General features: G+C 67.7%; 11 protein-coding genes and 2 pseudogenes. 9 read left to right on the forward strand and 4 right to left on the reverse strand.

Features of this window, described 5'->3' with window-relative positions; translation table 11 throughout:
* On the reverse strand, window positions 1-202 hold a 202-nt coding region (locus FREUN1FDRAFT_RS34285), incomplete at its 3' end, for a TetR/AcrR family transcriptional regulator (protein ID WP_006544961.1).
* 143 nt (window positions 203-345) lie between these two features.
* Here FREUN1FDRAFT_RS34285 and FREUN1FDRAFT_RS34290 point away from each other — a divergent pair.
* The 3 genes and pseudogenes from FREUN1FDRAFT_RS34290 to FREUN1FDRAFT_RS34300 all read left to right on the forward strand — a co-directional run.
* Entirely contained in the window at window positions 346-1,119 is a 774-nt protein-coding gene (locus tag FREUN1FDRAFT_RS34290) for an SDR family oxidoreductase (protein ID WP_006544962.1), read from the forward strand.
* A 269-nt stretch (window positions 1,120-1,388) separates the two neighbouring features.
* A complete protein-coding gene (locus FREUN1FDRAFT_RS34295; RefSeq protein ID WP_006544964.1) occupies window positions 1,389-2,393 on the forward strand; it encodes an NADP-dependent oxidoreductase in 1,005 nt (334 codons plus the stop codon).
* Between the two features lie 673 nt (window positions 2,394-3,066).
* Window positions 3,067-3,354: pseudogene (locus FREUN1FDRAFT_RS34300) on the forward strand (transposase); the annotation flags it as partial.
* Between the two features lie 203 nt (window positions 3,355-3,557).
* Here FREUN1FDRAFT_RS34300 and FREUN1FDRAFT_RS34305 read toward each other — a convergent pair.
* Complete coding sequence (locus FREUN1FDRAFT_RS34305; RefSeq protein ID WP_006544966.1) at window positions 3,558-3,776, reverse strand: hypothetical protein; 219 nt, start codon at window positions 3,774-3,776, stop codon at window positions 3,558-3,560.
* A 220-nt stretch (window positions 3,777-3,996) separates the two neighbouring features.
* Between FREUN1FDRAFT_RS34305 and FREUN1FDRAFT_RS34310 the strand changes: the two genes are divergently transcribed.
* Window positions 3,997-4,194, forward strand: coding sequence for a hypothetical protein (locus FREUN1FDRAFT_RS34310; protein ID WP_006544967.1), 198 nt, complete (start codon window positions 3,997-3,999; stop codon window positions 4,192-4,194).
* Window positions 4,195-4,761: 567 nt separating this feature from the next.
* On the opposite strand, the pseudogene FREUN1FDRAFT_RS42415 reads toward FREUN1FDRAFT_RS34310, so the two are convergent.
* Window positions 4,762-5,420: pseudogene (locus tag FREUN1FDRAFT_RS42415) on the reverse strand (DUF3631 domain-containing protein).
* A 1,070-nt stretch (window positions 5,421-6,490) separates the two neighbouring features.
* Between FREUN1FDRAFT_RS42415 and FREUN1FDRAFT_RS34330 the strand changes: the two are divergent.
* The 5 genes from FREUN1FDRAFT_RS34330 to FREUN1FDRAFT_RS48330 all read left to right on the forward strand — a co-directional run bounded on the left by FREUN1FDRAFT_RS34330 (window position 6,491) and on the right by FREUN1FDRAFT_RS48330 (window position 13,698).
* The gene (locus FREUN1FDRAFT_RS34330) at window positions 6,491-7,249 is read left to right on the forward strand and encodes a hypothetical protein (protein ID WP_157475728.1); all 759 of its coding nucleotides are present in this window, start codon (window positions 6,491-6,493) and stop codon (window positions 7,247-7,249) included.
* Window positions 7,224-9,347: a hypothetical protein gene (locus tag FREUN1FDRAFT_RS34335; protein WP_006544971.1), complete on the forward strand. Its 2,124-nt coding sequence runs from the start codon at window positions 7,224-7,226 to the stop codon at window positions 9,345-9,347. Before FREUN1FDRAFT_RS34330 ends, FREUN1FDRAFT_RS34335 begins: the two co-directional genes overlap by 26 nt.
* Complete coding sequence (locus tag FREUN1FDRAFT_RS34340) at window positions 9,347-10,756, forward strand: hypothetical protein (RefSeq protein ID WP_006544972.1); 1,410 nt, start codon at window positions 9,347-9,349, stop codon at window positions 10,754-10,756. Before FREUN1FDRAFT_RS34335 ends, FREUN1FDRAFT_RS34340 begins: the two co-directional genes overlap by 1 nt.
* Window positions 10,753-12,117, forward strand: a complete 1,365-nt coding sequence (locus tag FREUN1FDRAFT_RS34345; RefSeq protein ID WP_006544973.1) for a DUF4407 domain-containing protein — start codon at window positions 10,753-10,755, stop codon at window positions 12,115-12,117. The genes FREUN1FDRAFT_RS34340 and FREUN1FDRAFT_RS34345 overlap by 4 nt, the downstream gene beginning before the upstream one ends.
* Before the next feature lie 1,083 nt (window positions 12,118-13,200).
* Window positions 13,201-13,698, forward strand: coding sequence for a hypothetical protein (locus tag FREUN1FDRAFT_RS48330; protein WP_369809848.1), 498 nt, complete (start codon window positions 13,201-13,203; stop codon window positions 13,696-13,698).
* On the opposite strand, the gene FREUN1FDRAFT_RS34350 is transcribed toward FREUN1FDRAFT_RS48330, so the two are convergent.
* On the reverse strand, window positions 13,616-14,259 hold a 644-nt coding region (locus FREUN1FDRAFT_RS34350; protein WP_006544974.1), incomplete at its 5' end, for a cyclopropane-fatty-acyl-phospholipid synthase family protein. The two genes, FREUN1FDRAFT_RS48330 and FREUN1FDRAFT_RS34350, sit on opposite strands and share 83 nt — an antisense overlap.

Consider the following 14,259-nt stretch of genomic DNA (forward strand, 5'->3'; position numbering starts at 1 on the left):
CCAGGCCGGCCTTGAGGGTCGGCTCCTCGATCAGCGCCCTTGCGATGAAGGCGTGGTGGGTCTGGCCGTAGACCTGCACGACCTCGTCGAACAGCTCGCGCTTACTACCGAAGGCGGCGTACAGGCTCGGGGCGCCGATGCCCATCGCCGCCGTGAGATCGGCGATGGAGGTCGCCTCATAGCCGCGCTCCCAGAACAGCACCAGGGCGTGATCAAGGGCCGCGGCTCGGTCGAACTCCCTGGGTCGTCCCCGTCGGACTGCTGCCACATCCTAATTTTATACCGAACGCTAGAGAATCTGCTACAGTCCCAATTCTGTAGCGACCGCTTCGGAAGGCTGTGGGCATGGGGACGCTGGTAGGCAAGACCGCGCTGGTCACCGGTGGTAGCAGGGGTATCGGCAAGGCCATCGCCGAACGGCTGGCCCGGGAGGGCGCGCTGGTCGCCGTCCACTACGGGAGCGACGAGGCAGCGGCCACGCAGACGGTAGCCACGATCAAGAGCGGCGGCGGCAGCGCGTTCCTGATCCGGGCAAAGTTCGGGGAGGCCGGCGACGCCGCGGCGCTCTGGGAGTCGTTCGACCGGGGCGTGGCCGAGTTCACCGACATGCCAGGCCTGGACATCATCGTCAACAACGCCGGGATCGTCGCCTACGCCGCCATCGGTGACACCGCCGAGAAGGACTTCGACGAGATGTTCGCGGTCAACGCCAAGGCACCGTTGTTCATCCTCAAACATGGCCTGCACCGGCTCCGCGACGGTGGCCGGATCATCAACATCACCTCTGCGGCGGCCCGGATCGCCGTCCCGATGACCATCGCCTACTCGATGACCAAGGCAGCCCTCAACGTCCTGACCCACACCCTCGCCCAGGAGCTCGGGCCGCGCGGCATCACCGTCAACGCGGTCGCGCCCGGCGTCGTCGACACCGACCTCGCGCCCTGGCTCGCCGACCCGCAGCTAAGGGAGCGCACGGCCGCCCTGTCGGCCTTCGACCGGATCGGTGACCCGGTCGACATCGCGGACGTCGTGGCCTTCCTCGCCTCCCCCGACGCACGGTGGGTCACCGGTCAGACCATCGACGCGACCGGCGGCACCCTGCTCGGCGTGACCATTTAGAAACCGAGACGATCATGACTTTGTCGGGTGCGTACGAGCCCAGCCCGTTCCGGCGGGGCCGTGACCAGATCGCGCTCTACGAGGCGACCGGCGCCGTGAAGACGGAACTGTGAAAGACGGCTGACACGGCCTGGCCGCATTTCCCCGAATACCGCGCCCGCACCGACCGGGAGCTGCCGATGTTGCTCCTGGGCTCCCCCTGAACCCGCGCCGCCCTCTCCCTTTCGCCCCATGCCGTCTTTCTCCCCGTGCGACCCAGGAGGTCTCCCATGCCGGTCTCCAGCCGTGCCTGGCATCTCGCCGCCCGCCCGATCGGCGAACCCAAACCGACCGACTTCGTGTCCGTCACCACCACGGTCGCCGACCCCGGACCGGGTCACATCCTCGTCCGCAACGACTGGCTGTCGGTCGACCCGTACATGCGCGGGCGCATGGACGAAGGGGAGTCCTACATCCCACAGTTCGAGCTCGGTGAGGCCATGACCGGCCACGCTGTCGGGACCGTTATCGCCTCCGGAGCCGACAACGTGCCGGTCGGGTCAATCGTGTCGCACTTCCTGGGCTGGCGCGAGTACGCGCTGCTCCCCGCCGCTGTCGAGGTGCTCGATACCCGGCTCGCCCCCGCCCAGGCCTACCTCGGCGTACTCGGTATGACCGGGCTTACCGCCTACGCCGGCCTCACCCACATCGCTCCGGTCCGACAAGGCGACGTCGTCTTCGTCTCCGCCGCCGCGGGCGCAGTCGGGTCAGTCGCGGGCCAGATCGCCAAGCGCCTGGGTGCCGCCAAGGTCATCGGCTCGGCCGGAGGCCCCGGCAAGGCCCGGCGCCTCGTCGAGGACTTCGGCTACGACATCGGGCTCGACTACCGGGCAGGCGACCTACCCGGCCAGCTCACCAAAGCCGCACCCGAAGGCATTGACGTCTACTTCGACAACGTCGGCGGCGACCACCTCCAAGCCGCGCTCGGCGCGATGAACCAGCACGGGCGTATCGCCCTGTGCGGTGCGATCTCCATCTACAACAACACCGAACCCCTACCCGGCCCGAGTAACCTGCCGCTCGCCATCGGCAAACGCATCACCCTGCGCGGCATGAACGTCGGCGACCACTACGACATCGCCACCGACTACATCCAACAGGCCACCGACTGGTTGCAGGACGGCTCGCTGCGCACCGCAGAGACCATCCTCGATGGCATCGACAAAACCGTCGAAGCCTTCCTGTCCATGATGCGCGGCGCTAATACCGGCAAGACACTCGTCCACCTTCCGTAGGGTTTTGTCGCCTGATAATTCAGGGCGTTGCTACACTCGTCGCTGCAGTGCACGCCCGTAGGGCGCGGACTCGCCTGTTGCGGAGCCAGCGCATCCATCTGACCTGGGTCGATGAGCGGCACCGCGGCGGGCGACCGCCCGCTGCGGCGGCGGACGGTCTAGGTTTCGCGTGCTGGCATGTGCAGATGACGAACCGTGGGATCTCGTGGACTCGGTTCCGCCCGCCAGCCGGTCGCCACGCACTCGCCTCGCCGCGTTTTGCCGCGTGCTGACCTGCACGGATGCGCCATCTTGGGCTTGGTGTGACCGTCCGCTGCTGCGGTAGTCAAGGTCAGGCACGGAGGTCGCGCCCGTGCGGTGAGGATTTCACCGGTCACCCCAGAGGGTGCTGCGGTGAGTAAATACTGCGCATCAAGTAAGAGACGACGGGTTGCTCCCGTCCGGTGAGTGCACACGAGCTCCGCATCGGCACAGCCGGCGGATCGATTCGCAAGGTACCGCGACCGGTCACGCGAGACCGGCCAGGCCAACCGGTGCGGGGCTCGCCCACATCCGCACCGCTGCTTGTCGTCCCGGCTCCCGTCTGACCCCCGGCCGGGCGGTCTGGACGAAGGGCTGGTCTGGTCTCGCGTGCCTGTCGACGTGCGCCAAAACCTTCGTGACGTAGTCCTGCCGTATCCGCGGGGCCAATGACACCGGCCTGGCCGACATGCCCCTGCACGACTTCACCCAGAACCAGATCTGGTGCGCCCTGGTCGCGCTCGCACTCGACCTGATCGCCTGGACCCAGCTCCTCGCCCTGCCCGACGAGCCAGTCCGACGCTGGGAGCCGAAACACCTACGCCACCGGCTGTTCCGGCTCGCCCGCCAGACCGTGCTGCATCTGGGCGCCCATCACCCCTGGGCATCACCGGCCGTCCAGGCGGTCAACTCGCTGCGCGCTCTGCCCGCCCTCGAATAGCCGGGACCACCGACCTCCCACCCCGCCGACCAGGAGAACACCGTTCCGGACATGGACCGGATGCCCACCCTTGCGACAACGGGGCACCCGGCCACGGTCGCACCCAGACCGATCAACAAAGCTCCACATCAACAAGGGTGGGAGGTGAACCCGCGATCACACTCGGCCGGGACACGAAGGATCTGGGCTGGCCTGCGCATATATCACCCCCAGGTGGTGAAAAGGTGGACGATGAACCAGGCAAAGAACCCGGCCAGCGCCAGCCGGCGGACCTGCCAACCCTTCGGCTTCCCCCGCAGGGCGAACCACGCACGGATATGTTCGGACAGGGTGTCGCCGTCGGTCTTGTTGAACACGGCTGGCAGCTCGATCGCGAGGAACATGACACCCCAGAGCAGCCAGGCTGCAGTCCAGCCGTCCATCAACCCTCCAAGGCAACAGAGTGGGCCAGAACTAGCACACTCCGGTGCGGAAAGTTATCATAATCGACCAGGTGGAGCCGGCTGATGGGATTCACCATGTGTGTGACAAGGTGAAGGTTTCTTCGGGCTACAGCCACTCACGGGGCGCGATCCGCGCACCGCGCCGTATGCTGGTTCCAGTTCGCAGCCAGCCGGAGACGCCAGCGAGGAGGCCTGGTCCATGAGCACTCCAGAGATCGGCCATCCGCTGTACCCCCCGCTGCGCCCCACGGTCACCGTCGAGGAACTCCTGGCCGTGAGAGGCACGCAACCCATCCGGTCCCTCGATGACCTGGCCGCCGACACCTTCGATTCCGACGAGGAGCTTGACGAGTTCCTCGCGTTCACCTGTGCCGAGCGTCGTCGCGACGTTGCCTGAGCCGCCGCCGTGCGGCCTGTCATCTTGACACCGACATCGCCTCCCTGACCCACAAGCGCAGGCTCAGCGGACACGTGGCAACCCGCCTGATCGGCCGCCGGCCATTGATCACGTTCGTGACCTTCGGTGAGCTCGCGAAGTGGACCGACCTGCGAGACTGGGGCAGTCGCCGACGTCAGGAACTCGCCGACTGGCTCTCAGGAATCCCTGTACTGCCCGGCGAGGAAGCGGTCGCCGCTACCTGGGGTATTACTCTCCGCGGCCGCCACCCGGGCCGGACAGCCCCGCCCGGTCAACGACATGTGGATCGCTGCCTGCTGCCTCACCCACAATCTGCCGCTCGCCACCTTGAACCTGAAGGACTACATGTACTTCAGGGATCATCACGGTCTACGGATTCTCGGCGAGGAGTAGCCGCCACTCGCCGCCTTCATGTACGAGCTCATGGCGGAGCGAGGCCTGTCTGCGGACCGTACGTCCGGGACTGACGGCCTACCAGCCTGACCAGTGCGGGGACGCTTGGGACGGCTGGGACGCGACGTCCGCGGGAATGTCCTTGGGTGGGCACTAGCGGGCCATGCGTCGGTGAACGCGGCGCGTTCGTAGCCCTTGGCCTGGGTGCCGTCGGGGAAGCGGATGTTGGCGGAGGATGCCGTAGTCGCGGAGCAGGACAGCCAGCCGGCGCCCGGTGAGACCGGCCGGGCCCTGCTCTGCCCAGGGTGCTTCCGGGTCGCTGTTGAGCCGTTGGAGCAGGCGTGCGGTGGGGAGTTCGGTGTCCGGGCCGAACGCCTGGCGGCAGTCGAGCAGGAGACGGACCCGTAGGGAGCTCTCGTCTCCCTCGTCGGCTTCGGCGGTGCGCGGCGGGCCCGGTCGGGCCCGGGTCCGCCGGCGTGCTCGGCGACGGCGAACAGCGGTTCCCATGTGTCAGCGGCCCGGTCCTCCACTGGCATGGCGGGTTCGGCGCGCTCCAGGGCGGCGAGGTCGGGGCGGAGCCAGGCGGAGAGGTCCTCGGCGATGGCGCGCAGGGTGGGCCGGTCGCGGCGGTGCCGGTAGGGGGAGACGGCCTCTCCGGGCATGCGACGGCGCATGCGGAGTCCTCCAGTACCCGCGCGTCCCCGGGGTCGCTTTTCGCCCGGGAGGTGACGTGCCGTTCGCGGTATCGGGCTGCGGAGCGCGGGTTGATCGTGTAGACCTGGTAGCCGGTCGCGACCAGGGCGCCGACCCATGGTCCCCGATCATCGTTCCCGGTGAGCGGTCGGCCGCGGTCGGACCGTCCCCGACCGTGAGTAGCACGGCTCCGGCCGATGCGCGGGCTGAAACGGCGAGGCTGGCCGCCGCGTTCACCGAACTCGCTGCCGCTATCTGACCGGCAGACGCCCCAGCCCGCTGGCATGCCCAGCTTCCCCGTAACGCAACAGTGCATGGCGAGCCCGTTGTGGAGGCCCCATGCGTCGGGCATGGAGCCGATATATCTCATTCCAGGGAGAGCGGAGAATCCGCAGCAGAGACAACCGGTGACCTTAAGCTCCCGGCGCCGCCATACGCCCGCGGGTCGGCCTCCTCAGCCGTGCGTCGGGAGGGCTTTCGCCGTCCACCCCGAGCATCGCTGTCGAGACGGGACCAGTCGCAAACGACGTGGCAGGCACTGGAAGCAGTCTCGCTGCATGCTCCTCGCCCCGTCATGCCATCGCCGGTAGCGGGTGTGGAAAGGTTCACCCGGCGGTTCGACGCATTTGCGCAAGGGCGTGAGTCAGGCTGTCTCGCCAGGTCCGGCCCCAGTTGCCAGCAGTGGTGGGACGCCAGGAATGTCGCTTGCCACCGATTCCGTCGCATCTCCGTTTCCTATGATCTTGACTCGATTATCTGTCGCACGGGTGTCGCAACCTGCCGGATTCAGCTCCACGGAAGCGATGTTGTCCTTTTCCTGCCCTTCGATGCGGAAGTGGCGGGAAAGTCCTGTGCACGACTTGCCTTGCACTGAGGTGCCTGTACTGTGTCCCCCGGGAAGTCCGGATCGGGATGCAAAGTGACACCCTCGGCGCTTTTGCCTTATGGGAGTTCGCTGGCCGTGGTTGATATCGAAAGCGGAACAGTGTCTGTCGCTTCGCGACACGACGGGGCCGCGGGGCCGCGGGGCGCCCTTGTTTGGGGTGCGCCTGAATCCAGTCCAGCTGTCAGGGCCTCGGTGACCCCGTCTTTTTTCGGGGATCGAGTCGGGAGCCGGATATTTACTTCCTCAGCGGCGGCCTGCCGGCCACCGCTGGTGGTGTTGATTTCTGTAGGGAGTGTGTTTTTGTTGTCGCGCGATGAGTCAGCCTTCAGGCGAGCGGTCCTCGTCGCCGTGGACGTGATGGGCTACGGCCAGGGAGACGACCGTCAGCAGATGGACGTCCAGCGAGATCTGCTGACGGTTCTGCAGTGGGCGTCCGACGGTGCCGGAGTGTCCCGTGAGCGTTGGGACCGGCACCCGGAAGGTGACGGGGAACTCGCCGTTCTGCCGCCGGATGTGCCGGAGCGGCGTGTGGTCGGCCAGTTCGTCCAGCAGCTGAGCGCGGCGCTGACGCGACGGAACGAGGATGACCGTTCCGGGCCTCGGTTGCGGCTCCGGCTCGCGATCCATCATGGCGTGGTCGCGCCGGCGGACAACGGTCTGGCCGGGCAGGGTGTGGTGGCGGTCAAGCGCCTTGTGGACTGCGCTCCGGTGCGTGCGGCGCTCCGTTCCTCGGGCGCGGACCTGGCCGTGGTCGTCTCGGCGCAGGTGTTCAACGAGATGATCGCCCAACGCCACACGACGCTGCGTCCGGCGGACTTCCGCCAGGTCCACGTCGAGGTGAAGGAGTACACCGCCCCGGCGTGGATCTGGGTGCCGGGCATCGACCCGGCCGTTCTGGACCTGCCCGCCGATCGGCGTGACCAGCCTCAGGAGGCCGCGGCCGCGGCCGCGACCCAGCCCAAGGACAGGCCCCGGCAGCCGGCCTCGGCCACCCCGACCATCCACAACGAGTTCCACGAGACGGTGACCGCCGAGAATGCCACTTTCGGAATCCGATACTGATCATCGCCCGCGGGCTGCCGACGGGTCCGCGGAGCCACGACTGGCCGCCGCCGACCGCGCCCCCTCGGACCGCGTCGCCGTCGGCGAACCTGACAGGCAGAGCCCGGAACGTGCCGACGAGGAGAACACCGGACATGACCGGCCTGCCGGTGACCGAACTCCGCCCGGGAGCGAGGGGACCCTGCTGGCGCAGTCCTACCTGACCTTCCACGCTCCGGTCTACGCCCAAGGCGGTGAGTTCGGCTCCGCCTTGACCGCGGCAGTCGGCCGCCGGCGGATCACCGGTCGACTCGACGACCGGGACGTGCGCGCGGCGCTGGACTTCTATGTGCCTTCCGCCGAGTACGCGACCGCGCTTGCGGCGCTTCTGAAGAACCATGTCGTAGTCCTGGAAGGCCGGGAGGGTGTCGGGCGGCGGGCTACCGCCATAGCACTGCTGCGGGAGGTCACCGACGGCCGGATCGTCGTGCTCCCCCCGGTGCTCACACTCGTGGATCATGCCGAACGGACCTACGAACGAGGCTTTGCCTATCTGACGATCGACCGCATCCCGGAACCCGCCGCCCACGGCGGGGACGTGGAATGGCGGGCCGTGAGGGACCGGATCCGTGACGCGGGCGCCTATCTGATCATCACGGCCGGTGAGCGCGCGGTGAGAACCACATCCGAGGTGGTCGGGCATGTGCGCCTGTCACGGCCCGCCCTGGAGACGGTTCTCCGGGCGCATCTGCCGGAACTGTCAGAACTCGATCTCGGCCAGCTGGCGGAGGTGATCCCGCACGACTGGACCATGGCCGGTGTCGCGGACGTGGGGCGCCGAGTCAGGGCGGGCGAGTCCATCGAATGTGTGCTCGATGTGTTCGACTCGGCCGCCGCGTCCCAGGTCGGCTCGTGGTTCGACCGCGGGCTCACCCACCGGGAGCTCGCGGAGGTCACCGTGCTCTGCTTCGCGGTGGGCCAGAGCCGGCGGTCGTTCGAGCGGCTGGTGGAACGCCTTGATTCCCACTTCGCCCGCGGGCGTCCGTCGCTCGACGACCCCAGCCCGCGTGACCGTCCGGTCGGCGGTGTCCCCGAGATCCGGGCGGCGTTCACCGACCCCGGTGGCCTGATCGCGGTGCGGGCCCGGGAGACCGGGGGGGACGCCCGATATGCGGTCGCGTTCGGATCCGCGGGCTACCGCCGGCGAGTGGTCGCGGAGCTGTCCCGCCGACACGATTCGCGTTTCTGGGACGCGGTGCGCTCCTGGCTGGAGGAGGTGCTCGACGAGTGCGACCCACGCGAGGTGGCTGTCGGACTCGCGGACCTCGCGCGAACCGACACCGACGAGGTCGAGCACGAGTACCTCGAGCGCTGGGCCGCGGGGGCGATCGGACCGCGCGGTCAGCTCACCGCCGCCTTCACCTTGTGGGCCATGTGTTTCGAGGACACGCTGGCCCGCTTCGCGCTACGGCGAGCGATCCTCTGGATCAACGAACCCGACAGCGAACGACGCCGCACCGCGCTCCGGGCTTTCAGCGGCGACCTCGGACTGTGCTACCCCGCCGAGGCGGTCCGTCGGATTTGGCAGCTGATCACTCAGGACCCCCGGTTGTCGGCGCAGGCCCAGAACGACATGGCGAACCTGTTCGCCGCGCTGACCCACACCGGCGAGGATGCGGCCGTCGTGCTCAGGAAGCTCGGACGGCACCTCGACCAGTTCGTCCGGCGCGGCGCGGACGTTCGGCTCAGGGAGCTGACGATGAGCACGACACTCGCGGTCCTCACGCACTGGGACCCGATCGACCGACGGCCGACGATCAGTTCCTATCTGTCCTCCCACCCTGACCAGTCGAGCCTGGCCGCTGCGCTGTGGCGCGGTGTCCTCCGCCACCGCGGCTATCGGAAGAGCGGGATGGAGACGCTCCTGGCCACCCTGGCCGCGCTCGAAAGGACCGGCACCGGCACCGGCATCGCGGCCGGTCTGGGCGCCGTGCTGCGGCGGGACCTCACCGCCGCGGAACTGCAGGCTTTCCGGTCCGACCTGATGGGCCTGCTCGGCGACCCACACGACGCGCGGACGAGGCTCGTACGGGTCCTCGCCGGAACGGAGACGATGTGATGAGCACCGGTTACCCCCTTGTCGAGGAACGAGCGCTCAGCCCCGCGCGGCGCAGCGGCCTGATCCAGCGTCATCGGACGAGAGCGGGCGAGGACCTACCCCGGCCGGCCGCTCATCAGGTTCTGGTCTACCGGGTGGACGGCGGGTACGTGCTCGACCCGGCGAAGCTGGGCCAGGACCACTCGACAGTGGTCGACGCCAGCCACGTCAGCGTCGTCGATATGCGGCACGACGCGCAGGTCGAGGTTCGGCTCGCGATCCCGTCCGTCGAGGCGAGCGAGTTCCCGGTGCTGGTCACGTTCGCGTGCACAGTCCACAACGCCGTCACCGTGGTCAGGGAGGGGATCCGCAGCGCCGCCGCGGCGCTCGAGACGTACCTGCGTGGCCACCGCCGCATCTTCGAGCTCGGCCTCAACGCCTCGACCACCCAGATCAACGGGGTACGCAGGGACGTCAACGCCCAGATCAGGGCCTTCACCACCGTGCGGCCGCCGCTGGTCCCGGGCCTCGCCGTGACGCTGGTCAGCGTCGAGGTGCACACACCGGCAGAACTGGCGGAGCTGGCGAAGCGACGGCGCGGCCTGCGCGACACCCACACCCTCGACGCGGAACGGCTGCAGTTCGACCAGATGCTCGACCTCGAACGTGCCAGCGGGGAGAGCAGACTTCGGGGCCTGCGCCAGGAACAGGAACACGTCTTCGTCGCCGCGGACACACGGTTCCAGAACCGTTCGGCGGTCGAACAGCTCCACCACGACCAGCAGATCGCGGCCGAACGCCTGTACGCCGAACTGCGCCTGGACGAGGCCAGGCGCGGCCACCTGCTCTCGGAGGTCAGCAAGACCGCGGCGGTCGTCGCGTCCGACTTCCGCAGCGCCTTGCTGCTCGCCCACATCAACGGAGAACTCGGCGCCGGCGAGTACGCGGAGCGGATCCGCGCGGACCAGGAACGCCGGGACGCCATGGCGGCCGACGACGCCGCCCGCGCCCGGGCGGAGCTGGAGACGCTACGCCAGGAGCAGCGTGCCGACGCCGAACGGGCGCGCCAGGGCGAGGAGCGGCGGCGGCTGGAGCGGCGCAAGGACGCCGAGATCGAGAGCCAGCTCGCACGGGAGGACCGTCGTCGCCTGGAGGAGGCCGCGCGAGCGGACACACGCAGGGCGATCGAGGTGAAGCTCGAGCTCCTGCGCGAGTTCGCCAAGCGAGGGCACTTCGATCTGGTGAACGTGAACCTCGATCGGCTGGTGGGCGAGCTCGTACCCACCACAGCCCCATGGCCCGCCGAGTCCCCCCGAGGCGCGACACGCGATCAGCTCGCTTTTGACGACCCCGCCACGCTCCGCGCGGGCGGCGCCCCCGACACGGAACATTCCGACCACTACGCCGACGTCCGGGAAGAGGACGGATGAGTCTCACCGATCAGCACACAATCGTCCCGGACGACCTGAGTAGCCTGGACTCCCCCCCGTTCCGGCCCGCCAGCCCGGACCACGGTCCCGGCCGGCGACTGCGCGCCATCGTCGGTGTCAGCGAGGACATCCTGGACTGGGTGCCGGAAGAACGCCCCCGTTATGCCCGGCTCGGCGCCATCGTCGTCAACACCGCGTCGCTGGCCGCGCTGTCCCTCGGGGTCGCCCTCGGCCGAACCCTCGGAGTCCCCTGGCCGATCCTGATCCCGGTAGGCATGTTCTGGGGCTACGTGATCCTCAGCTTCGACGGCTGGCTGGTGACGAGCACCCATGGGCTGGTCGGCAGGACCAGGCTCACGGTGTTCGCCGGTCGGATCCTCATCTCGGTGCTGATGGGCATGGTCATCGCCGAGCCCATGGTTCTCTGGGTCTTCAGCTCGGACATCCGCCAGGAGGTCCTGAACGGACGGAGTCGCGACCTCGAGGCCTACGGCAGCGCACTGGACCGCTGCAATCCCGCCTCCGGCGAGCTCGTGTGGACCCCGGAATGCGCCGACCTGCGGATCGCCGACCTACATGGATCACCCGCCTCTCTACGCACCGAGAAAGCCGCGAAGATCAGGGAGCGCGACAACCTCCGCCGGACGATCGAGGAACGACGTGGCATCCTCGCCGGCAAGGAGACATTCGCCCAACAGGAATGCAGCGGCGTCCCCAGCCCCACCGACCACACCCGCTCCGGGATTCCCGGAAACGGCAAACGGTGCCAACAGGCATGGAACCTCCGCGACCAGTACTTCACCTCCAGCCGAATCGGAGAGGACGAAAACACTCTCGGCCGACTCAACGAAGAGATCAACAAAGCCGACGGTAGCATCCAGGAAGCGGAATCCACCTACCGCACCGCGCTCGCCGACGCCATACACGCCAAGCTCGACAAGAAACAGAAACACTACGGGCGGATCGGCTTCCTCGAGGAGACCGCCGCGCTCGCTCGGCTCGCTGACCAGAGCCACGCAGTGCTCACCGGGGAATGGCTGCTACGGATCCTGCTCGTGCTCGTCGACTGCCTACCCGCGCTCACCAAACTGATGAGCGGCAGATCAAGATACGACGACCTCGTGTCCCGCCAGTCGGCAGAAGGTCAACGGCTCCACGAACGGTACCTCGCTCGCCGCAGCCGCCAAGCCCTCGCCGCCGACGACGTCGAACTCCAGCAGATTGAACACGACTTCCGCATCGCCTCCGAACGCATCAACGAGGCCGACCGGGCCGCCCGCGCGGACCGAGAGACCGAACTCGACCTGGAGATCGAAAATCTCGCCGCCCGCTTCCGTCACGCCGACAGCACGGCAGCCTAGCGAAAGACACAACGGTGATCCCACGGTCACGCAGGACTCGACGCGGGCCTTCGCTGTCGCTCCACGGCGCCGCGGGCCGGCCAAGCCGAGCGCCGACAACAACCAGCGCGTAAAAGCCACTCTAAAAGTGGGGAAACCTTGAGCGATAATTCTGTGTCGTTGACGATAGAGGTTATCCAGACGTGGGCCAGAATCGAGACTGCAGCACAGGGTTACGACACGCTGACGTGGCTTGCTCGTGAAACAAATGTACCCTTCGAGGCGCTCGACTTTGCGCGTCACGTACGAAATGAGGCGGCACACTCGGGTGCTTATGTTTCTTCTGAAAGGCTACGACGGGCAGCTGAAATCCTTCGCGAGGCGGAATCTTCGCTGAAGCTGCGGGTGGAGGGAGGGGAGGATTCGGGCACGGGAGTACGATTTCAAGTGCGATATCGCCGAGTGTATCTGATTCTCGTGGCCCTGTGTCTATTCTGGATTGGCAACGTGATCGAGTCTGGTTTTTCGGGGCTCTCTGTCGTCATCGGGCTGATTGGGATAGTCGTTTATAGAAGGATTTCAACCATGCGGACCTCGTCTACGACAATAGGGAGGGGTGGCATTGCGGTTGTGTGACGAAAAGAAGATTGGCTCATCCCCTGGGAAGATATTGCGGCTATCGAAATCGCCACCTACATGCGTAACCCAACAATCGCAGTTCGCCTGATGGATTCTAGAGGAATCCCTGCGCGCCTTCCGCTCGCAACGCTTCCACCGTACCGCGACGACGCCGGTGGTCGGGTTGTCGTTCTGTGCCTTCCGTTGATTCGTGGCTCCTGGAAATCTGTGGATCAGGCACTATCTCGATTTGCGGGTAGTCTTTGGATGAGAGGTGCACTTTCGTCTCGTTCCTCTTTCTTCTTCAGTGAACTGGTGAGGAGTCTGAGTGGTGAGGTGAAATCTTGGCGTCGCTGGATAAACTGACATTGAGTCGGCGAAATTCTTCGCATATTCTCGCCTCGGCCTCGTTCGCGGCCTTTCGTCAACGGTCGCGGCTCCGCGGGAGAACCTGCTGACCAGCGTTCCGACCGGTCCGTAACCCCGATGGCGCGGGTGGGCACCTTCAGCGCGAGCAGCATCGTCGCCGCGGTGTGGCGCGCGTCGTGTAGCCCCGCGGCGCGGACTTTGGCGTCGGTGAGCAGGCCGCGCCATTCTTCGTATCGCCCACCGCCCGCGCTCGCCGCCGGGGCGTGGCTACCGAACCGGTTGATCTGCGCCGCAGCGGATCGCGTTCAGCGCGGCAGCGTCTGGCGCGGGACCGACCACCGGGCGACTCTGCTCGCCGCCGGGCGCGTCCGCACTGAATCGGGCGGGCGTTTCGGCTCGCCGTCGGCGGCGGCCAAGGACGCCACCGACGCGAACGCGGGTGCCTGGAACTTCTGGAAGGTCGATGAGACGAACGCCCGCCTGGACGCGGTCCGCGCCCAGTACCCGCGGATCCACGGCGGCGCGGGCAGGCCTACCGCCGGCTGGCGGCGTCAGCGGGCGGCGGGTCGTCGCGGAGGAGAGGGTGGGCGGTGTAGGTCAGGGGGATGTCGGTGATGGGCTCGTCGGGGGTCGCGTCGGGGCGGCGGTGGGCGACGGCGCGGACGTAGCCGAGGTGGCGGCCCTGGTCGGCGGTGAGCGCGTCGATCTCCACCGTGTTGTCGGGGTTGACGGTGCGGTGCCAGTCGAGCCAGCGCAGCCAGCCGTCCGGCATGGTGTCGGCGACGGTGACGTCCGCGACGCCGCTGCGTTCCCAGTGGCGTCGCCACCAGGCCGCGGAGTGCAGGCAGGCCATGCTCGGCTCCCACCAGGGGCGCAGATGGTCCGGTACCGGACCATCGAACTCGTCGACGAGCCCGGCACCGGCGATACCGATCGCGCCACCCGGCCGGACGAACCGGGAAAGGTAGTTCAGGTACAGATCGTCCGTTCCGTAGTAGACGAACGAGTCGATGCTGACCACAGCGTCGAAGAAGTCCGTGGCGAACGGCAGTGAACGGGCGTCGGCGCGCAGTGGGAACACGGCGTCATCGACACCGGCGTCACGGAGGCGGGCCAGGCGTTCGTCCGGGCTGAACCACAGGTCGGTGGCCCAGACCTGCACCCCGAACTCCCGGG

Source organism: Parafrankia sp. EUN1f (genome assembly GCF_000177675.1).
Lineage (GTDB): Bacteria > Actinomycetota > Actinomycetes > Frankiales > Frankiaceae > Parafrankia.